Origin of the sequence: Dendronalium sp. ChiSLP03b (assembly GCF_034531165.2) — a bacterium.
Taxonomy (GTDB): Bacteria; Cyanobacteriota; Cyanobacteriia; order Cyanobacteriales; family Nostocaceae; genus Dendronalium; species Dendronalium minutum.
The window spans coordinates 1-21433 of record NZ_JAVRBR020000129.1; the positions used below are offsets into that span (position 1 = coordinate 1).

Below are 21433 nucleotides of genomic sequence, written 5' to 3' on the forward strand. Positions count from 1 at the left end.
TGCCACTTGACGAATTGATATTTTCTCCTGAATATGTGCTGCAACTATTTTTTCTCGGAGATCGATTGAATATGCTTTCATGAAAAGATATTATTTTTCTTCTTACTAACTGTACCTCATAACAACGGGAAGTGCTGTATAAAGCAACTTATTGCTTAAGAACACAGACTGTAAGTAGAAAGGTGCAAATAAATATAACTATGTAAAGAAAGATTAACTTGGCTCAAACCCTCTTCCCTTCTGCCTTCTGCCTCCTGCCTCCTGCCTTATCCCAATGATAAATATTTACGCCCACCTACTTAAAAGTGAGTTGTTCAATAAATTCGCTACAAAACCTTTATAAAAATATGGCAGTTAGATAGGGCAAAAATTAAGCTTAAAAATTAACAATACAAAAACGGCTGAACCCCGTGATGTTTTTATTGCTCAAACTGACACATACTTATCACAATTAAACTGGAGTCCAAAGCAGGGAAGGGAGTATTTACAGCAAAAGTACGGCAAGAAATCTCGCTTACAACTCTCTGACACAGAACTTCTTGATTTTATTGATTATTTGAAGTTACAAGTAACCTAAAGCTGCTAAATTTAGGAGCGATCGCTCTAATTTAAATCTCACTCGCTAGCTTCTGGCAGCCAGTCTTCATCCAAAACTAACTCTAAAGAATAGGGACAATCTTCTGGAAACACAGAAATTTGCAGCTCTGTTTGCTTGGCAGCTTGGCGGCGTGCCCTTTGATAGCTTTCCTCAAGTTGCTCTGTAGGATAGTTCTTGAGACTAGGACTATCTTGAATCGTTAACTCAATTTGGGTGCGAGCATCAGTGATAGAATCCAGCCAACTATCTGAGCGACGCTGAGGTTGATATTGCCACTTGAGCAGATGTAACAGCAGGCGAGTGAGTTGACTGGCAATACCTCGCTTTTCGCTTTTGCCCAAGTCTTCAACCTCCTCAATCAGATGTTCTAAATCAATTTCCTGCCAATGATGCGATCGCAATAGTTGGGCTGTATGTTTAATCCATAAATTGAAATCTGCTTGATAACTTGCGCTCATAACTCGCCTGTTACTCGATCTAACATGCCACTAGTTACGTTTTACAGTATCTCGATAGTAACGCGATCGCCCATCCATTACACAGAGGTTTTTGCTTGTAAGGAATGCGATGCCTGCGGCAAGATGCTAAAAAGCGTCTACGTAGAATTAATAAAGTTGCCAACTGTATCATAGAGTTAGATAAAACTACCTCATATCACCAGATTGCATGAATTCAAGGGTTGATCTGTTGATGCGATCGCAGCAGGAATAAACCGCGATCGCAGCTAAGTCTTGAATGAGGCGATAGAGGCTTATCTAGAAATGCATCAGTAGCAAATAGAGGAAATTCAAAAGGGAATTGCTGAAGCGAATGCTGGAGAATTTGCAAGTGATGCTGAAGTCAAAGCGACTGTTACAAGGTTCACCAATGCAGGTTAAGTGCGTTGTGCTTTAGGCATTCGTAATTGTGCTTTAGCAAAAAACTCATCTGATAAGGGTGGGATATCTGAAGTATCGATATCTTTGTCACTTATGGTATCAATTCTATTCCAATCGGTTCTTGAGGTATTTTTCATAGCGTTTTCATTCCTGAGATAGTGCTTTATCAAAAATCTTCATCATCTACAAAAAACTCGGCATCGTCTTCCAACCTCGAATTACCCTGCCGAGAATCAGCTAAACCCCAAAGGGGTTGCAGTATTGATATACCAATTAACCCTATACCAGCACTGAAAGCCAGAACTAAACCCGCTGGTATTTGAACAGATTGAAATGTTAAGAATTTTAACGATACTGGTGTGGCGTTTTGAACTGAAATAATCGCGATTGCCACTACCCAAATAGCTACAACTAGGGATGCGAAAAAAGGAGCTAGGGTTTTCATACGTTGATAAAACTGAGGAGTTACAAGTTAAGAATTATTACTTTACAACTCTTAACTCATAACTCCTAACTGAATTAAACTGCTACTGCCTCTAGCTTAGCAATCGAGCTTTCCATCTCTTGAGCAACTTGGGTAAGTTTTTCGGGAGAGTTGGTTTCTAGGTAGACGCGCACCAGAGGTTCTGTACCGGAAGGACGCAGCAATATCCAGCTGCCTTCTTCTAAGTAGAGCTTAATACCATCTTTGCGCCCGACTTCTTTAACTTTAATTCCTGCTACCTCTGTAGGTGGATTTTTTGTGAAGGAGTCGATGACGGCTGTTTTGTGGGCTTCTGTGAGGTGCAAATCAAGGCGTGTGTTGTAAAGCGGCCCATCAGCTTCAGCGATCGCTTCTTTGACAAGTTGACTCAAAGGTTTACCTTCATAGGCGATCGCTTCTGCTACTAGCATGTCAGCTAAAACACCATCTTTTTCGGGGATATGCCCAATTACACTTAAACCGCCTGATTCTTCTCCCCCAATCAGTACGCTAGTTTCGCGCATTTTTTCGCCGATATATTTAAAGCCCACTGCTGTTTCATAAATTGGTAGACCGTACTTAGCTGCAAGATTATCTAGTAAGTGGGTTGTAGCCACCGTCCGGACAATCGCGCCACTTTTCCCTTTATTTTTTATTAAATGTCGTGCTAGTACTAATAGCACAGTGTTCGGAGTGAGGACGTTGCCTTGTTCATCCACAATGCCAAAGCGATCGCTATCTCCATCTGTCGCCAGACCTAAATCTGCGCGATCGCGCAGTACTGCTTCCACTAACTCAACTAGTTGTTCGCCTTTGGGTTCTGGCATCCCGCCACCAAATAATACATCTCTCCAAGTGTGGAAAGATTCTAATTGAGCACCACTATGTTGCAAAACTTCATCTAAATACCCGCGAGAAGTAGAATACAGCGCATCATATTTAACTTTCAGTTGAGCGCTTCTAATCTTTTCTACATCTAGCAAGGTATAGATAAATTGGAGATAGTCTGGTTTGGGATCGAAAGTGGAAATTGCACCTGATGGATTGTTACTAGGCAACTCATCCGATGCACTTTCAATATTTGCCACAATAGTATCAGTAATCTCTGGAGTGGCAGGCCCAGCATAATCAGGGATATATTTAATCCCACAGTAAGGTGCTGGATTATGGCTAGCAGTAAACATCAACGCCCCAGCGGAATTTAAGTGACGGGCGTTGTAGGCGATTACAGGTGTCGGGCAATCCCGATCGGTAATTTTGACCGTCCAACCCAAGTCCGCCAAGACTTGAGCCGCTGTACGGGCGAACTGGTCAGCTAAAAAGCGAGTATCGTAGGCAATAAGAACTGGTCTGTCCTTAGAGTAGGCTGTTTCGAGGTAGCTTGCGATCGCTCTTGTTACTTTCCGCACATTGGGGAAAGTAAAATCATCAGCAATAATACCTCTCCATCCGTCAGTGCCAAACTTTATCTTACTGGAATTGCTACTAGCGCTCATTTTCGCCACTTTCTCCAAATACTATAGGAAGCTTCCCGCAAAGCGTGCGTAGCCGCAAGTATCCCTACCGTGTTTTTTCTCACTGCTGTTGAGCAATGTTAACCCCCGATCGACCTTTTGCCAGTTATCACCTTTGGTCTTTAGTTGCCCCAGCGACAGGGCAAGAACGCTGGCATTGCCAGATGAGACGGGGGTTTATCAAAGCGCGTCAACACGATCCACAAGTCAAAGCACTATTGGCTAAGGCCACTGCACCCCAGCGGATTGGGATACTTGCCCAAAAAGGGGTTTATGAATTTCATCATAATAGACATCTGTTACACCAAGCAGACGGAGTAGAAAAAGTTGCTCAGCTACTGAAATTAAGTAACTCTACCGATCAAGTGCAACAGCGCGTGCTGCAAATTTTGAAAAAATATCACGATACTCCTTTGCTGTTGGATAAACAAATCATCGAACTCACCCCGGGCGATGAAGGTTTTCCCAAACCGATTTTAATTGACCATGAAGATTTTCACTTCCGCTTATATGCAGCGATGGACTGTGTTTTTATTGAAAGCGATCGCACTTTGCATATTTTAGATTTCAAAACTGGTAAATCCGCTTTCGATCGACGACAGGCATTAGTTTATTTATTGGCTGCTCGTTATCTTTATCCAGGGCGTGAAGCTGTAGCATCATTCTATAACTTAGAATTGGGTAAAAAATCTGATTTAATTAGCATCAATAATGGTGAATTTAAATCTTTAAAATTTGAGTTGGCTAATATTGCCCACAAGCACCAGCGCGATTTGCAAAAATATCAGGAAAAAACTAGTAATTTCAGCCAAATTTTCCCCCCTAATCCAGGCACTCACTGCCGTTTTTGCCCATTTCAATCAATCTGTGATTTTTCCCAACAGTCAACTCAATCGCATCCTATGCCTAGCTTAAGGACTAATGCTTAGTATTGGGTACTGGGTACTGGGTACTGCGAAGATAGGAAAAACGTTAAAGGGGAAAGGTATGGTTTTTCCTTTTCCCCAATCCCTAATCCCCAGTACCCAATCACATCGGCACAGTTCAAAAAGGTGGCAATTCTTTAAGAATCGTAAATCGGATATGATTAATTGCTAAGTCACCTATGGGGATATCCTCTTTGGTAAGGCGTACACCTTGGCTGCTTAAACTTTCAAAGGTGATACCTTTGCCAATTTCAATGTGATACCAGCTTAAGCCCATAAAAAAGCGCGTGGGATAAGGGCCACCATACCCAACATCATCTGGATTCGATTCCATTGGCAACCAACCAAAACCTGGGATGTAGAATTCCAACCAAACATGATTAAAGTCGGGTTGCAAGGGGACACCTTGCTGTTCGCCATGAGGCGGGCATTTATATCTACCCACTGTACGGCAGGGAATGCCATTTAAACGGCACAGAGCAAGCAAAACACCCACATACTCGCCACAGGAACCAACACCCCGTTCTAAAACGATATCTGGCGTGTCAATGTATGGTTTGATGCCATAGGATAATTCATCATAAACATAGTTGCGGATGCTGTACATTTTCCGCAGTAAATTGGTTTCTGAACCAATTGCATCGCGGGCAGCACGACGAACAATAGTGGTATCCATTGCCAAATCGTCATCATCCACCAAGTAGCGACTTTGAAATTCTGGTGGGAGTTCGGGAATATCTTCCACATCTCTAGGAGTAATTCGATACTTAATTCCTCGAACTTCTAACAAGGCTTTCCAGCCAAATATATGCCGTTCGCCTGGAGTGAGGGCATCAAATTTAAATACTGCCACCCGTTGTCCGTCTATCACCTCTTCTGTAAAGGGTAGACCGATGGGTTCAATATGTTTTAGCTTTTGGCGCTCAGTTTCTGAGGGCAAGGCAATGCGCCATTCTACTTCTGGTAAATATACCTCTTCTAAAGGAGAAATTTCCTCAGCATAGGACATTTCAATTAGATAGCCATTAGAGAGGGCGTAATGTTTATCTGGCTCGTAATGATAATACAGGGGATGAATAAAAGTCCGATCGCGGTAGGTTAATTCATGATTGGGGTCAGCATTCGGGTTATCCCGGATATAAGGCTCATCGGAAGCATAGGCAATGTAAAGACTTTCCTGGCCTGTATCGCCGTTGGTATGTACTGCTATGCCAGTAGGAGAATCAAACGGGGTGAGAACACTGAAGTTAATTTCTCCTGTGGCCCGATCTAGAGAGTAAACTGTTTGTTCTGTGCGATCGCAAACCCAAAGCGTTTCTTGGCTAACTGCCAAATTTTCTACGCCAACCCCAGGGGCATAAAATTTGGTAATCTCTTTGCGGGTATCGCGGTCAAAAATCAGTATAGATCCTAGCTTTTGGCAACTGACGTAGACTGTTGATTCCCAAACAGCAACGCCGTCAGCAGGATAAGGCAAAGTGACAAAATGCTCCAGACCTAAAGAGGTGAGCTTGGATAAATAAACACTGTTGTCGCGAGTCACCCATAGAGTATCTTCCCATACTGCTAGACCAGTCACCTCGCTAAATTCTTTAACTTGGTGGGGATTGAGGATTTTGCTGTTGTCAGAGTTAGGGTCAATCTCTAATAGATGCCCTTTAACAGTGTCAATGGCGAGCAGCGTATCTTTGATGAAAGCAATACCACTCAGGGTAGCAGCGGTAAGCGGTCGAATTGTCTTTTGCCCAAGCATTTGGCTAGCAGTCAAACTAGGGAGTGTAAAACTTATATTAAGCATATTTGTTCAATGGTTTAGCACCCCTAGGATTAATTGTGGCATATCCTTTGTCACCAAACCTCAGACTTCTACTAATATCAATTATCAGTACAATGTGTTGTAAAAAACTCTTTCGTAGGAGATAACACACATATATCAACAGAGGAAAAATTTATAAATCTTATGAATTGCATTCAACCTCATACAGCTTGACAACAGCTCTAATGTAACTTTAGTTGATGGTTTTCCAGCCATCACTAAATTATGATCGAATTTTGTAACCAATTTCTGTGAACTACACGATGTCTGCTAATTCTCTGCCTGAAGGTGCTGCCAATTGGCATAGTTTGGAAGTCGATAAAGCACTAAAACTGCTCAATAGTAACCCAGACAGTGGCTTAACACCCCAAGAAGTTGAACAGCGGTTGCAAAAATATGGCCCCAACGAACTAGAAGAAAGTGGTGGCCGCAGCCCTTGGGAAATTCTACTGGATCAGTTCAAGAACATTATGTTGTTGATGCTGATTGCCGTAGCTATCATTTCTGGGGTTTTAGACCTCATGGCTTGGCGGGCGGGCGGCTTGAAGCCTGGTGAAGTGCCCTTCAAAGATACGATCGCCATTATGGCTATTGTCATCCTCAATGGCGTACTCGGCTATGTCCAAGAAAGCCGCGCTGAAAAAGCCCTGGCAGCGCTGAAAAAACTTTCCTCTCCTTTAGTGCGAGTCATTCGTGACGGCAAAGTGGTGGAGGTAGCAGCCAAGGAACTAGTACCAGGGGATATAATGCTGCTGGAAGCTGGGGTGCAGTTAGCCGCAGATGGACGCATCATAGAAGCGTCTAATTTACAAGTGCGAGAATCGGCACTAACGGGTGAAGCCGAAGCTGTTAACAAACAGGCAAAAATCGTTTTGCCAGAAGAAACAGATTTAGGCGATCGCATTAATTTAGTCTTTCAAGGAACTGAAGTTGTCCAAGGACGATCCAAGGTTCTGGTAAGCAACACCGGCATGACAACGGAACTGGGTAAAATTGCTGCCATGTTGCAGTCGGTGGACAGCGAACCTACCCCCTTGCAACAGCGAATGACCCAGTTGGGTAATGTTCTGGTCACAGGTTCTTTGATTCTGGTAGCGATCGTCGTCATTGGCGGTATCATCCAGGCAAGAGGTTTTAGCAACTTACAGGAATTATTGGAAGTTTCCTTAAGTATGGCGGTTGCCGTAGTGCCAGAAGGTTTACCCGCAGTGATTACCGTCACTTTGGCACTGGGAACCCAGCGAATGGTGCGCCGGAATGCTTTGATTCGCAAACTACCGGCGGTAGAAACATTGGGTTCTGTCACCACCATCTGTTCTGATAAAACTGGTACCCTGACTCAGAACAAAATGGTGGTGCAATCGATTTACAGCGATCGCCATGCGTTTCGCGTCACGGGAGAAGGTTATACTCCCACAGGAGATTTTCAATTAGATAGTCAAAAAATTTCCATAGACGAGCATTTAGATGTCCTAGCTTTGCTAGTCGCCTGTGTTGTTTGTAATGACTCGGTGTTGCAAAAACAAAATGGCGATTGGGCGATTCTGGGAGATCCTACAGAAGGTGCTTTGCTCACACTGGCGGCGAAAGCTGGTATTGAAAAAGACCAGTGGAACAGTAAATTACCCCGTGTTGGAGAGTTTCCTTTCTCTTCAGAGCGCAAACGGATGAGCGTCATCTGTCGAGTGGAACAAGTCGCGACAGGCGAACAATCTTTGACATCAGTTGACCCCGCACTCGCTGGTTTGGTCAAGTCTGAGCCTTATGTAATGTTTACCAAAGGTTCGCCAGAGATAGTCTTGTCTCGTTGCACGCAGATTTATTTAGGCGATCGCTCAGTTCCCCTAACAGAAGAACAACGCAGCCAAATTCTGGCAGAAAACGACAAAATGGCGAGTAAAGGTTTGCGAGTGTTAGGTTTTGCTTATAAACCTCTCGCAGAAATTCCGCCAGAGGGGTCAGAGGAGACATACGAGCAAGACTTAATCTGGCTGGGATTGGTGGGTATGCTAGATGCGCCACGCCCAGAAGTCAGGGCGGCAGTCCAAGAGTGTCGGGAAGCAGGCATTCGCCCAATTATGATCACTGGCGACCACCAGTTAACAGCAAGAGCAATTGCTACCGATTTGGGAATCGCACAAGAAGGCGACCGCGTCCTCACGGGTCAGGAATTGCAGCGGATGAGCGACCAAGAACTAGAGCAGAATGTTGACTTGGTAAGCATTTATGCTAGGGTTGCCCCAGAACACAAACTGCGAATTGTGCAAGCACTGCAACGTCGAGGCAGATTTGTAGCCATGACAGGTGATGGTGTCAACGATGCCCCAGCCATCAAACAAGCTGACATCGGAATTGCTATGGGCATCACTGGTACTGATGTCAGTAAAGAAGCCAGTGACATGGTGCTATTAGATGACAACTTCGCCACTATTGTCGCCGCCACCAAAGAAGGCAGAGTTGTTTACACTAACATCCGCCGCTTTATTAAGTACATCTTAGGTAGTAACATTGGCGAGGTTCTCACGATTGCCGCAGCACCCTTAATTGGTTTGGGAGGTGTTCCCCTAACCCCCTTACAAATTCTCTGGATGAACTTGGTGACAGATGGTTTACCAGCTTTGGCATTGGCTGTGGAACCTCCAGAACCAGACGTAATGAAACGTCCGCCTTTTAGTCCCCGCGAAAGTATTTTTGCTAGGGGGTTAGGTTCTTATATGGTTCGTATTGGCATCATCTTTGCCATTATCAGCATTGCTTTAATGTGGTGGGCTTATAGCCATACCCATGCACCAGGATATCAAGGCGATCGCGATGCTTGGAAGACAATGGTCTTTACAACATTGTGTATTGCCCAAATGGGTCATGCGATCGCAATTCGCTCTAACAACCGACTGACAATTGAGATGAATCCCTTCTCCAATCTCTTTGTGTTAGGGGCTGTTGTTGTCACCACAATTTTGCAGTTGATGCTGATTTATGTTCCGCCTCTGCGAGATTTCTTTGGTACTCATTGGCTAAGTCCAACAGAGTTATGGATTTGTATCGGCTTTAGTGCCTTGATGTTTGTGTGGGTGGAATTGGAGAAGCTATTCCTACGGTTTATGGGCAAGAAGAGTGTCTAGAAATTAAAAATTAAAAATTAAAAATTAAAACTATGGAAATTCCCTTTTTTAATTTTTAATTTTGCATTTTTAATTCTTCTTTTTATGTACTTAAAAAACATTCACCTGAGACAGTTTCGTAATTACCAAGAGCAAAAGGTTGAGTTTACTGCTGCCAAAACAATTTTGGTAGGCAATAACGCTCAGGGAAAGTCCAATTTGTTAGAGGCGGTGGAGTTGCTGGCAACATTGCGATCGCACCGCATGGCACGCGATCGCGATTTAGTCAAAGAAGGGGAAGCCATAGGACAAATTCATGCCACCCTAGAGCGACAAACTGGCATCAGTGACTTAACTTTAACTCTCCGGCGCAACGGTCGTCGCAGTGTGGCCTTAAATGGCGAGTCTCTGCGGCGACAAATGGATTTTCTCGGTGTGTTGAATGCAGTGCAGTTTTCCAGCTTGGATTTAGAACTCGTGCGCGGCGGTCCCGAAGGTCGCCGCAACTGGCTAGATACACTTTTAATTCAACTCGAACCAGTCTACACTCACATTTTGCAGCAGTATAACCATGTACTACGGCAACGCAACGCCTTTTTAAAAAAAAATCAAGATTTAGGACTCAGCACTCAGCAATCAGAACTTGCTGTGTGGGATGCACAACTAGCTACCACAGGCACAAGGGTGATTAGAAGACGCGATCGCGCCATCCAAAGATTAGCTCCCATCGCTGCAGCTTGGCACGCTAATATCAGCGGCAGTACAGAAGTTCTAGAAATCAAGTATGCCCCTAGCGTTCCTTTAGTGCAAAACCAGCCGGAAGAAGTGCAACAAGCGTTTTTAACAAAAATTCAACAGCGAGCCGTTGCCGAACTGTACCGAGGCACTACCCTTGTCGGCCCTCATCGCGACGAAGTAGAATTGACTATTAACCAAACACCCGCTCGTCAATACGGTTCTCAGGGTCAGCAACGAACTTTAGTATTAGCCCTAAAACTAGCAGAATTGCAACTAATTGAAGAAGTTATCAAAGAGCCTCCACTACTCTTGCTTGATGATGTCCTAGCCGAATTAGATCCATCCCGCCAAAATCAATTACTTGATACTATTCAAGACCGTTTTCAAACTCTGATTACTACCACTCACCTGAGTTCTTTTGATTCCCAGTGGTTGAATTCTTCCCAAATTCTTTTTGTTAAGGCAGGAGAAATAATATCATCACCAGCGACTCTTTAGTAAATCAACAATTATAGGAGAAGGCAGTGCATTGCAGAGAAAACATGCTTTCCCTGTAAATTAAGATTAAATCTAACGAGTTTTAATTACGAATTACTATAGCTTGCTCTATTTTGTAATGAACTTAGTTTGATAAACATTTCATAACTATGCCCAAAACTAATGACATATTAAATGAAGATGAGATTGCATCACTAGGTGCATCATTACGAGCAATTGAGCAAAAGCTACTTAAACAAGGTCAGAAAGATAGTAAAACTAGAATTTGGTTTCAAGGTGAGGAACCTTATTTTGATGTCTTTTTTGAATTGAACAACGATGAAATTTTATGGTTTCAATTTACATTACGTGGTAAATCTATTACCTGGGATAAGAGAAAACCAGAATTGCAAACAGGTAATACAAATGAATTATGTCTTGATGATGTGAGTTTTTACGCAGCAAGTAAAACAATTGAGAACGATCGTCAACAAGACTGGGAATTTATCTATTTAGTGAAATCAATTCTTCGCAGTAGATCGGAAGAACCAATTTTTGCCAAGGCACTCACATTATTTAATTAGTTATTAGCCATACGTTATCGATTTTCTAATCTTTTAAAAAGGCGGAGAACCACAAAAGTCAGCACAGCACCAACTAATCCTAACTGCCATAAACCCAACCCAGCTGCAATTCCTAAACCAGCCGAAACCCAAACAGATGCAGCTGATGTGAGTCCGTGAATTTCAGGTCGCGATGATTTTTCGGAAGATTCGCGTATAATTTCCCCAGCACCAAGAAATCCTACACCAGCTGCAATACCCTGAATCACCCGGCTGAGAGCATCAGGATTTGATTGTAACGAAACTATTTGCATAGGTATGACAGCGAACACAGCTGAACCAAGGCACACCAGCATATGAGTTCTTAAACCTGCTGGTTTCTGCTTCAACTGGCGTTCTAATCCAATAATTCCTCCAATCAGTAAGGCAAAGCACAGCCTAAAGACAATGTTTGGTAAATCATTGGGTGCAAGGTAGTAAGTGTTAGACAATGCTAGAGATTAAAGAAAGTACTATATTTTACGGTTGCTTGGTAATATAGTTCCAATCAACCTTATTTTATGGATTTTACTACAAAACCTACAGATTGTGGTGCTTAAAAATATTGAATAATACTTTTTTAGCAAGAAAATAATTTTTTCTATTTTCTTGCTAGTCTAATCAGAAGAATATTATTTTTGCAAAAAGATATAAAACTTCACTTATAATTTACGTCAATATTAATGATTACCGACATGGGAGTTTCAAGTTAACTAAATGGGTCTTCATCTTTTAAAAATGATTATAAAGCAATATTTTAACTCAAATTGCTAAATTTAACCAAACACTCAATAAATGAATGTAAGACGACTTCTTAAGGTGCAATTAAGTTGAATGAATCAAAGACAGTGATTTACAAAGGAGTCAGACAATCGTCAGACAAGTGTAATAGTAATTAACTGATAACTAAATCGGCACAATTAGACGTAAATGCTAGAAACTGCTTCTGGCAGATATTTCAAGAGATGACATCTGATGAACTTACCAAGAGGGTGTGCCTCTAGTGGCAAACTAATAACTGACAACTAATAAATTGAGTGGATAAACTCTACTGGCTTGAACAAATCAAACTGCTAGACCGTGCCAAGGTAGGTGACAAAGCATTTTACTTAAGCAGAATCATGCAGCGTGGCTATCCGGTGGCATCCGGTTTTGTAATTTCCGCAGATGTTTTGCGACAATTCCTAGAAACTCTCAACAGTTCAGAGTCATTAGTCGCAGATTTACCCTATTCTTCCTTGCACCTGGATGTAGCTAATTGGCGACAACTTCAGCAGGTAGCTGGACGTTTGCGTCAAGAAATCATTACAGCGACTGTACCACCACGGTGGGTAAGTACAATTTTTCAGGCAGCTAGAGAATGGCAAACTAGTTATCTGATTTTGCGACCAACGCTGGCATTATCGACAGTAATGCAAAATTTGGGGAATACATCTGGTTTGCTGGAATCAATCTTTTGCTACTGTGATGAAGAAGCGATCGCCAGAGCATTAAAGCATACTTGGAGTCAGCTGTTTCGTGCCAGGAGTTTACTGTATTGGCAGCGGGTGGGAATTAGCCTACAACAAATTAATTTAGCAGTATTAGTACAACCAGTTCAGAATGCGATCGCCAGCGGTTTACTTTATACTAATTCTGCGGGATGGAAAATAGAAGCAACTTGGGGATTAGGAACAGCGATTTCCCAAGGTGATGTACTTCCAGATACATACTACATCCAAGGAGACACAGGGGTTGTCCTAGAGCGACATCTAGGCAATAAAATGCTGGCTTATCGTTTTAATGATGCTGCGGCTGTAGATGCTTCGCAATCTCTCGCTAGATCGGTACTAACAGCAGATAATACTGATATATTGGCTTATGTACTTGAGGAAGCTCAACAAAAACAGTACGCTTTACAAGAAGAATACTTGCAACAACTAATCACTCTGGGCAATCAACTGATGAGTGAACTAGGGAAAAGCTTTACTATCAAATGGACTATATCTGAGGAAACCCCAGTTACGCCAGGCCGTTCAACTTTGGCAAATAAAGCACGCGACTGGTTCCCCCATCTCACTATCACGCAAGTTAGTAGCCCCCAATCAGTGATTCCCAATTTACAGTTCATTAAAGGACTAGGGGCAGCAACAGGACGAGTGACAGCGACTGCTTATGTAATTGTCAACTCCCAACACAGACCAGAACAAATACCCAAAGGAGTAATTTTAGTAGCACCGACGATTACACCGGATTGGTTACCGCTACTGCAACAAGTCGTTGGTATTATCACGCAGCAGGGAGGATTGACTAGCCATGCTGCAATTTTGGCTAGAGAACTAGGTATTCCGGCAGTAGTAAGTGCTACAGATGCCACAATCATAATTCAAAATAGCGAACGGCTGTTAGTGGATGGCGATCGCGGAGAAGTATATCGTATTAGAGAAGACAGAGTAGACAAAAAAGGAGAGGGTAAAAATCAAGAACTAAATTCTCATCATCCCATTACGACATCACCCCATCCTCTTATTACCCCGAATCTACCCATGATTGCCACCCAGCTGTTGGTGAACCTGAGTCAGCCCAGCTTAATTGAGCAAGTACAAAACTTACCTGTGGATGGGGTAGGATTGTTGCGCTCAGAACTAATGCTACTCAGCACGCTTGAGGGGCAACATCCTAATATTTGGCTTATAGGTGGGCATAAAGAAGAATTGTTAGAGCAATGGACTGAGCAGATTATGCGGTTTGCTCGTGCCTTTGCACCACGACCAGTATTTTATCGCTCTTTAGACTGGCGATCGCACGAGTTCTCATCATCTACTCATACTCCACAATCGATGCTAGGCGATCGCGGTACATTCAGTTATATCAGCAATCCCGCAGTTTTTGAGTTAGAATTAACAGCTTTGGCAACTGTACAAAAAGCAGGTTACAGCAATGTTCACCTGTTGTTGCCTTTTGTTCGCAGTGTGGCAGAGTTTTCCTTTTGTCGGCAAAAAGTTGAGCAAGCAGGCTTAACCCAGATACCGCAGTTTCAATTATGGATTATGGCAGAAGTGCCAAGCGTGTTATTTTTGCTACCAGAATATGTGAAAGCAGGTGTAGCCGGAATTTCCATTGGGACTAATGACCTAACACAACTACTGCTAGGAGTAGACAGAGAACAAGGACAGCTCACAAAAGTATTTAACGAACGGCATCCAGCGGTAATGGGTGCGATCGCCCAACTGATCCAAATGGCTAAAACTGCGGAGATACCATGTTCAATCTGCGGTCAAGCACCAGCACTCTATCCAGAAATTATCGAGCAACTGGTGCAATGGGGCATTACTTCGATTTCTGTAGAACCAGAAGCAGTAGAGCGAACATATCAAGCGATCGCTCGTGCTGAACAACGTTTGATTTTAGCAGCAGCACGACGAAAACTTGAATAACTGACTGTCAAAAGTCAACTTTTTTATCGAATATATCCAGTTTCACGCAAAAACTTGCGTAAATCTGCAAAGAATTTTGTGCGATCGCTTTTTTTATAAGCTTGCTGCACTCGCTGCCAACCATCCTGTCCTTGACCAAGTAAATACTTATCTGCCAGATACGAAGCTAAAAATCCTTTGCCGTCATCACCTTGTTGCCGCGCCTGCATGTAAGTTTGCCATTGTTCGCTAGCATGACTGTAGATTAACTTGGGATAGCGGCGGGTAACATCAATCATTTTTCCTTGACGATATTGCCAAATTTGCAGAGGATAGCCAGAAGCAGCGTAGGCTGTAAAGGCATAAGCAAAGCGATCGTCTCGACTATCAAATTCTGGCAGTCCATCCTTGTCTAAATCTTGGAGTCGATAGCCACCATTACCCCATTCATGACGAGTCTGATTATACTGCTTGGATTGACTGTTGTAACGGTAAATCAACGAATATGTACAACAGTGCGCTCCGCCTGTAAAAAAATCAGCAATTACTTCTGGTTCTTTGTTGCCGTCCAAGTCTAGCACTGGTAACTTATTGTCTGTAAATACTCCAACAGGTCGGTCATATTCACTTTCTTGAGGCAGCTTTTTATCCAAAACAGTTGTACCCGCCCGAATAATCTGTAACCGCACATTTTTATATTGATATTCTTCTGGTTTGTCATAGGATATTTCTGCCCGGACATTACCCGATTGTCCAGCGATTACCTCTGCCTTAACAGGCTGGGACAATACAGCCGTCATGCTTAAAATAGCTAAACCTATTAAAGATTGGTTTATCAAGGCACGCATAGTATTAATTGTGTGTGTTGTATATAGCTGGTTTAACTGTATACAACACTACAAAAACGGTCAATATCGGAAAATTGCCGCTGCTGGTGCATCATTAGGCATTTGTTCCGGCTCGACAGCGTAAACTGTACCACCGTTTAAAATTGTATGAATGGCAGCAAAATCTAACATATCTTCATCATCTGGTTCTGGTTCTGGGTGCAAATCGACAGCCATCGAATCTGGGTCAAACTCACCCCAGATTTGCTGTCCTACTGGTACAAACAAAGAATCAACTCTTTGATAGTAAGCTGCTGAAATGATCTCTTTGAGATCGCTAGAGGCTTTGCCAGTACCCTCTCCAGCGAGTTGTTGGTAAAGCTCCATTGCATCTTGCTCTGACTGATGGAATAGAGGTTCAACGATTGGCCAAGCTTGGGCGTGTAATTCTTCCGGTTGGAAAAGTTCCAGTCTGCGGGTAATGCCTTCTTCTATTAGATGGGGATAAGTATTCGCCTCTCGGTAAATTGGATGGAGATACTCAACTCCTGCCAAAATTAAAGGCGCTTCTCGATCTCGCAGTTTCTCATGCAATGCAGCATCAACCGCGTGAAAGTATTGGAGAATAGCTTCTTGGTGCTTGTCTCTATCTGGACTTCCCTGTCCGTGAAATACACCTGGTTGCGAGCGCGAGAAAGGACTTGAGGTGCTACCTTTGGATGTAGCAATGCGAAATTGACCTTCTTTGGCGGTTTCGTCGTAGAGTAGAGCCTCATCAATACTTTTAGGCATATTTTCTACTTCTACTTCATTGAGGCCGGAGCGCGTTCCCTCAAAAAACTTCGCATCCTTTTGACTCAGAGCGAGGACGTAGAACTTGCCATCATTGTTGATTAATTGTAGCAACGGTTTGAGGTGGAAGCGATCGCTCACAACCACCAATTCTTGAAACTCCATTGGTAGACGGTAGTAGCGAAATACATCTGAAGAAATAAAGATTGCCAAGCCGTGGTCTTGGTGTTCCCAGAAATCAGTTGTATCAAGTTCCATAGCTGGCTGAAGAAAGTTTACCGCCTCAGTGTGGCGAATCCCCATTGCATCCAAGCGTTCCTCAGCTTCACGGATTAAATTTTTAAAACGAATTGGGTTTTGTCGAATCTCTGGCCCTGCTTTTTGCATAGGCATATACAGAGAGACACAGTGGCTGTGAGGATGTTCAATTAAAGTTTTTAATTCATCAGTAGACAATATTGTCATATTATGAAACTCCTATCCACGTCTATATAAAGCTGAACAATCTATATTCATTTCAATAGCTGAATCACGAAATTTCATCTTTCTTTTGATAAGAAATTACGTGTCATGTACACCATTCTTTAGATGGATAAACAGATGGGTATAGACGTGGATGGCTTTGTACTTAAAATTAAGTTATTGGTTCATTTAAGGTCTTGCTCTCCCTAAACCCCTTGCAAAATGAGGAAAGCCGAATTGTTAAGTCTACTTTTTTAAGAAAAATTTAGTCAACATCAATACCTTAGCCAAACTACGAGGGTTCAATGGCCATAGAACTGGGATGAATACGTCCCAAAGAAGTGAGCTTGGCAAAAATTTGGGCTAATAAAATAGGCTCAGGCTTTTGAGGAAGTATTTTTAAAATTTCACGAACATATCGAAAACCACGGTAATAAGCTTTCAGGTCAATAATGCCAGAGTTAAGATTATGTTTACGGAAATCAGCGAGAAGAAGATGGGATAAATTGACCAGAAAGAATGCCAAATTAGCCGCATTAGTCACAGCAGTTTGGCTCAAATTCATAAAATCTTCCAACCCCCAAAATTGTTTAGCATCCCGAAAATTAAACTCGATTTGGAAACGTAGCTATTCTAATCGGAAATGACTGTCTTCCTTCCACGCTTACTAAGGATAATACGAAGAAAGACAGACCATGAATGGGTTGACTGGCTAGGCTTGAAAAAAATCTATCTACCCCGTAAGTTTTCTTACCAGATTTACTAACTACAACTTCATCTCCTGCCAACAAATATACTTCATTCTTTCTCCACAAATGTTTCCGAAAAAACAGCCAAAATAATGCTGCCCAAGGTATTACTTTATGAAAGAACCTCAACATTGTCCGATAACTACCACCCATCCCTCCCCACCGGGATATTCCCAACATTGTGACTCGGCCGCTCATCGCTAACATGGCCAGTATTATCTGGTTCAACTGCCGCATCGTTGTAACGTTTATCTGCGGTAGAAGGCATTGCAACAGCGATCAGATGTCGGGCATGGGCTGAATCGTCGTTTTGAGTTGTCGTTTGGGAAGACAATAACTCTAATACGACAGTCCTACCTCTTCATACTCTTCTTTTGGCAACGGTATTGAGATATTAAAGGTGAAAAAGCAAATGGGCGTTTTAACTTTAATCGTTAATTCATACTGTTAGCAAAGTTTTGACACCATACAAATATCTTGCTAGAGGCGGGTACACCCCTGCCGTACTGCTGTACTAGTTACTTGCCGCTGCATAACTTTACTGTTATGCAGCTTCGGCTGTCTGTTACAACACAACCAAAATATTATGCGCCTAAATCTTGGCATAGTTGTTGTGGTAATTGTTTGATGATTCTTTGAAAAGGAACAAAATCATTCAACCCATGTGACAAAATCAGACTACCTTGAATAGCGATCGCAGCATCTTCGCCTCGTTGCTTGGCTAGTGTTTCATCCAATCCTGCTGCTATCAGAACCTCTGCGATCGCATCAATCCAGGTATGCAATAAAGTTTGCAATTTGGTATGAAAGACATCGCGTGCCGATCCCATCAACAAAATAGCAAATAGACAAGGTTGTTTTCCCCCTTCATAAAGTTTACTAATGTGGTCACACATTTTCTGGAACCGCGTCAAGGCATCTCCCTCCATGCGGAGGTCTTGCAGAATATTTTGCTCTAGCCATTGTTCGAGGTAACTCAATACAGCATTTACCATCTCATCCTTGCCACCCGGAAAGTGATGGTAGAGACTGGCTTTACCAAGTCCTGTTGCCTCAGAAATCTTGGATAGGGTGGCTCCGTCATAGCCGTACTGCCGAAACAGTTGCAGCAGAAATGGAATGTAAGTTTCTTTTGGCATGGAAAGCAATTTTAACTTTAGCTGTTGACATTGTACCAAATGGTCGGTACAGTTTTATTGTACCGTTCGTTCGGTATAATAAACCCAATCAGACCCGTTCAAGGATTTCAACCTACTTGTCTTGGATTGTCAGGTTGGTTGAAAAATGCAATCAATCAGTTGGGATCTTTACCTTTGTTCCTTCCCCATTAGACTTTAGGAGGCTTGCTATGACCACCTATCGCACCGTTTCTGTGAATGGGCTTGACATCTTCTATCGAGAAGCAGGTTCGCCCGATGCTCCAACGATTCTGTTGCTGCATGGCTTTCCTACCTCATCGCACATGTTCCGCAATCTTATCCCTGCCTTAGCCGATCGCTTCCATCTCGTTGCACCAGACTATCCTGGTTTCGGCAACAGTTCTATGCCAATGGTGACTGAGTTCGATTATACATTTGATCGCCTTGCCCAAGTGATGGAAAACTTCATCGAAGCCATCGGGCTGAAACGCTACAGTCTCTATGTAATGGACTACGGCGCTCCTATTGGCTACCGGATTGCGGTGAGATATCCTCAACGGGTAGAGGCGCTGATTGTGCAAAACGGTAATGCTTATGAAGAGGGGTTACGAGAGTTTTGGGAGCCGCTCAAAGCGTATTGGCAAAATCGTACACCAGAAAATGCAGACAAGCTCAGACAACTTCTGACATTGGATGCTACGAAGTGGCAGTACACCCACGGGGTCAAGAATTTAGAATCGATCAGTCCAGATAACTGGAATATTGACCAACCACTGCTCGATCGCCCTGGTAACCAAGACATTCAACTGGCTTTATTCTACAGCTACGGCTCAAATCCGCCGTTGTACCCCCAGTGGCAAGAATATTTCCGTCAATACCAACCACCAACGCTTGTTGTTTGGGGCGAAAACGATCCGATCTTCCCATCCCAAGGTGCCTATCCGTACAAACGCGATCTACCCAACCTTGAATTTCATCTGCTTGACACAGGGCATTTTGCGTTGGAGGAAGAAGGAGAAGCGATCGCCAGCTACATCAAACGCTTTCTAGAAACACATAAGTAGGAGGCGATTATGCCAGTTTGCTTTATTGTTTACCTAAACATTACCGATCCAGTGCGATTTGGGCAGTACTTCCAGACAGTTATGCCAGTCATTCAACAGCGTGGTGGTCGCCTGATTGCCCAAGGAACGCCCGAAGTGATTGAAGGCACAATGACTTGGAAGCAAGCCGTTATATTTGAGTGGGGTTCGCGTGAGGATTTCCTGAGCTACTGGCATTCTGATGAGTACGCCGAAATTAAACAGTTACGGGAAGGAACTGCGGAGTTTCAAGCTGTGATTGTCGAAAGTGTGCGATCGCCAAACTGAACAAAAGTTGTCAACGGGACAGTGCTATATATTCCCAATTCTAAATAAGTTGCTGGATTACAAACCAAAATTTTTGAGCTATAAGGGTTTTTAGGCGATCGCTAACTCAAAATCAACAACAGACAAACTTTTTCAACTACAAATAAAAAACCTGTGGAAACTAAACCACCCCTACCACCTTTTTCGTTGGACACTGCTATAGTCAAAGTTCAAGTTGCAGAAGATGCCTGGAATACCCGCGATCCGGAACGAGTGGCCTTGGCTTATACCGAAGATTCTCAGTGGCGCAATCGCGCCGAATTTTTCAGCGGACGAGAACAAATCAAGGCATCCCAGTTCTATGGCCATTGAACCCTCGTAGTTTGGCTAAGGTATTGAACATATTAAATTATAATAACTAAACTGTATTGATATATGACCTTTGTAAATCATTACTGAAAAACAAAATCCCCGATTTATCAAATAAATCGGGGATCTGTAGCTTTCAATTTTTACAAATCAAATAAGATTGCTATAGTATGCAGCAATTTAGAGAACAATATTCAATTATCCCGCATTTGGATTATTAGTTCTTTGTGGCTTGATAGCTATTCTCTTGTGTAGTTGCGTCACAAAACCTAAAGTCACTCGTTTCATAATCCAATGCAAACCTAGCAGGATTGTAAAAGTGATAGCGATAATCACCAACGGCTGTTTACCCAGAAGTTCCTCTACACCTTTGGTCAATAAAGCATCTGGTTGAGTAATGAAATCCCAACTGTTGAAACGCAAAAATCGCCCCCAATAAATACCAATTGCACAGAGAGTGTGGGTAATCAATTCAACCCCTAAAATCCATTGACTTTTGCCAATGCGGTGCAAGTAATGTCCCAGATTAATTAAAGATATTACATAAGCTTCTAATCCGGCCAAAATTACCACTAGGTAAAGAGGAATGAGTATCAAGGTAATCATCCACACAGATTGAATTGCGCGAATATCATCTATCAAATGAATTATATCAGTCAACAAATAAGGCGCATTTGGTAAAAAAGCATAGAAAACTAGGCATCCTAGCCACCAGACCCAAGAGCGACCACGTTTGGTACGAAATAGCCAAACACTTAAAGCTAAAGGTATAAAAGCTAGAAACAAATTCCAAGTCATCCAACTTTTGTTAATACTCAAGACCTGCAATACTCTGGCTATCAATTCAATGAATTCTTCTTTCATAAATGCTTACTGGCAAGACGCGTGATTGATGTGGATTCGCTCTGTAGTCTTAACTTCAGCGATCGCTTGACAAAACTGTCAAAATAGAAAAAGGTTTTTGTGTTTTCCATGCTGGGCTGTGAAAATGGCTAATGCTTAATTTTTCACTTAACCAGCTTAAACACATAGTATAACCAGAAAATCATCAAGGGTAAATCTATCATAGAAAAGAAGTTTTTATGAGCAGCTTTTGGCGCTAATAAAAACTTCCAGTAGAATTTGTGTTTTATAAGGTTGCCCTTGTCCTAGCCATGAGATTAACTTCAATCTGGCTTACTTTAATTCCAGAAGAATTTGATAACTAATTTAATTCCTTAGAGATTATCAGTAGTTTA

Annotated in this window: 19 protein-coding genes and 2 pseudogenes; 9 read left to right on the forward strand and 12 right to left on the reverse strand. The window is 42.6% G+C overall.

The annotated features are described in order from the left end of the window. Window positions 1–358 precede the first annotated feature (358 nt). Window positions 359–577, forward strand: a pseudogene (locus RMY31_RS29860) (hypothetical protein); the annotation flags it as partial. Window positions 578–615: 38 nt separating this feature from the next. Here RMY31_RS29860 and RMY31_RS29865 read toward each other — a convergent pair. From RMY31_RS29865 to RMY31_RS29880, 4 genes are all read right to left on the reverse strand, one after another. After that, window positions 616–1056 carry a DUF29 domain-containing protein gene (locus RMY31_RS29865; RefSeq protein ID WP_322662031.1) on the reverse strand — a complete coding sequence of 147 codons (441 nt, stop codon included), beginning with the start codon at window positions 1054–1056 and terminating at the stop codon, window positions 616–618. Window positions 1057–1472: 416 nt separating this feature from the next. After that, window positions 1473–1613 (reverse strand): hypothetical protein, encoded by a 141-nt coding sequence (locus RMY31_RS29870; protein ID WP_322662033.1) that lies wholly within the window; start codon window positions 1611–1613, stop codon window positions 1473–1475. A 29-nt stretch (window positions 1614–1642) separates the two neighbouring features. Beyond that, window positions 1643–1921 carry a LapA family protein gene (locus RMY31_RS29875; RefSeq protein WP_322662035.1) on the reverse strand — a complete coding sequence of 93 codons (279 nt, stop codon included), beginning with the start codon at window positions 1919–1921 and terminating at the stop codon, window positions 1643–1645. 74 nt (window positions 1922–1995) lie between these two features. Then, a complete protein-coding gene (locus RMY31_RS29880; RefSeq protein ID WP_322662037.1) occupies window positions 1996–3435 on the reverse strand; it encodes a phosphoglucomutase/phosphomannomutase family protein in 1440 nt (479 codons plus the stop codon). Window positions 3436–3530: 95 nt separating this feature from the next. On the opposite strand from RMY31_RS29880, the gene RMY31_RS29885 reads away from it, so the two are divergent. Then, window positions 3531–4382 carry a PD-(D/E)XK nuclease family protein gene (locus tag RMY31_RS29885; protein ID WP_322662039.1) on the forward strand — a complete coding sequence of 284 codons (852 nt, stop codon included), beginning with the start codon at window positions 3531–3533 and terminating at the stop codon, window positions 4380–4382. A gap of 115 nt (window positions 4383–4497) precedes the next feature. Here the strand turns inward: RMY31_RS29885 and RMY31_RS29890 are convergent, their stop codons facing one another. Then, on the reverse strand, window positions 4498–6177 hold the full coding sequence (locus RMY31_RS29890) for a transglutaminase domain-containing protein (protein ID WP_322662041.1): 1680 nt from the start codon (window positions 6175–6177) through the stop codon (window positions 4498–4500). 281 nt (window positions 6178–6458) lie between these two features. Here RMY31_RS29890 and RMY31_RS29895 point away from each other — a divergent pair, with 281 nt between their 5' ends. From RMY31_RS29895 to RMY31_RS29905, 3 genes are all read left to right on the forward strand, one after another. Then, window positions 6459–9317 (forward strand): cation-translocating P-type ATPase, encoded by a 2859-nt coding sequence (locus tag RMY31_RS29895; protein WP_322662043.1) that lies wholly within the window; start codon window positions 6459–6461, stop codon window positions 9315–9317. Window positions 9318–9401: 84 nt separating this feature from the next. Next, the gene (gene recF / locus RMY31_RS29900; RefSeq protein WP_322662046.1) at window positions 9402–10532 is read left to right on the forward strand and encodes a DNA replication/repair protein RecF; all 1131 of its coding nucleotides are present in this window, start codon (window positions 9402–9404) and stop codon (window positions 10530–10532) included. A 149-nt stretch (window positions 10533–10681) separates the two neighbouring features. Beyond that, window positions 10682–11095 (forward strand): hypothetical protein, encoded by a 414-nt coding sequence (locus RMY31_RS29905; protein ID WP_322662048.1) that lies wholly within the window; start codon window positions 10682–10684, stop codon window positions 11093–11095. A gap of 14 nt (window positions 11096–11109) precedes the next feature. Here RMY31_RS29905 and RMY31_RS29910 read toward each other — a convergent pair whose 3' ends face one another. Then, a complete protein-coding gene (locus RMY31_RS29910) occupies window positions 11110–11565 on the reverse strand; it encodes an MgtC/SapB family protein (protein WP_322662050.1) in 456 nt (151 codons plus the stop codon). A 585-nt stretch (window positions 11566–12150) separates the two neighbouring features. Between RMY31_RS29910 and RMY31_RS29915 the strand changes: the two genes are divergently transcribed. Further along, window positions 12151–14529: a putative PEP-binding protein gene (locus tag RMY31_RS29915; protein WP_322662052.1), complete on the forward strand. Its 2379-nt coding sequence runs from the start codon at window positions 12151–12153 to the stop codon at window positions 14527–14529. A 23-nt stretch (window positions 14530–14552) separates the two neighbouring features. Here RMY31_RS29915 and RMY31_RS29920 read toward each other — a convergent pair whose 3' ends face one another. The 5 genes and pseudogenes from RMY31_RS29920 to RMY31_RS29940 form a co-directional block, all read right to left on the reverse strand. Beyond that, window positions 14553–15356, reverse strand: a complete 804-nt coding sequence (locus RMY31_RS29920; protein WP_322662054.1) for a hypothetical protein — start codon at window positions 15354–15356, stop codon at window positions 14553–14555. 60 nt (window positions 15357–15416) lie between these two features. Next, the gene (locus RMY31_RS29925) at window positions 15417–16592 is read right to left on the reverse strand and encodes a hypothetical protein (protein ID WP_322662055.1); all 1176 of its coding nucleotides are present in this window, start codon (window positions 16590–16592) and stop codon (window positions 15417–15419) included. A 289-nt stretch (window positions 16593–16881) separates the two neighbouring features. Then, a pseudogene (locus RMY31_RS29930) lies at window positions 16882–17575 on the reverse strand (transposase). Beyond that, window positions 17481–17672 carry a hypothetical protein gene (locus RMY31_RS29935; RefSeq protein WP_322662132.1) on the reverse strand — a complete coding sequence of 64 codons (192 nt, stop codon included), beginning with the start codon at window positions 17670–17672 and terminating at the stop codon, window positions 17481–17483. The pseudogene RMY31_RS29930 and the gene RMY31_RS29935 overlap by 95 nt, the downstream one beginning before the upstream one ends. Window positions 17673–17922: 250 nt before the next feature. Beyond that, complete coding sequence (locus tag RMY31_RS29940) at window positions 17923–18477, reverse strand: TetR/AcrR family transcriptional regulator (protein WP_322662057.1); 555 nt, start codon at window positions 18475–18477, stop codon at window positions 17923–17925. A gap of 209 nt (window positions 18478–18686) precedes the next feature. Here RMY31_RS29940 and RMY31_RS29945 point away from each other — a divergent pair, with 209 nt between their 5' ends. The 3 genes from RMY31_RS29945 (at window position 18687) to RMY31_RS29955 (ending at window position 20198) form a co-directional block, all read left to right on the forward strand. Further along, a complete protein-coding gene (locus RMY31_RS29945) occupies window positions 18687–19541 on the forward strand; it encodes an alpha/beta hydrolase (RefSeq protein WP_322662059.1) in 855 nt (284 codons plus the stop codon). 9 nt (window positions 19542–19550) lie between these two features. Next, on the forward strand, window positions 19551–19847 hold the full coding sequence (locus tag RMY31_RS29950) for a DUF1330 domain-containing protein (protein ID WP_053454906.1): 297 nt from the start codon (window positions 19551–19553) through the stop codon (window positions 19845–19847). 153 nt (window positions 19848–20000) lie between these two features. Next, window positions 20001–20198 carry a DUF1348 family protein gene (locus RMY31_RS29955; protein ID WP_322662063.1) on the forward strand — a complete coding sequence of 66 codons (198 nt, stop codon included), beginning with the start codon at window positions 20001–20003 and terminating at the stop codon, window positions 20196–20198. A 195-nt stretch (window positions 20199–20393) separates the two neighbouring features. On the opposite strand, the gene RMY31_RS29960 is transcribed toward RMY31_RS29955, so the two are convergent. Then, window positions 20394–21059, reverse strand: coding sequence for a DUF1361 domain-containing protein (locus RMY31_RS29960; protein WP_322662065.1), 666 nt, complete (start codon window positions 21057–21059; stop codon window positions 20394–20396). Between the last annotated feature and the right edge of the window lie 374 nt (window positions 21060–21433).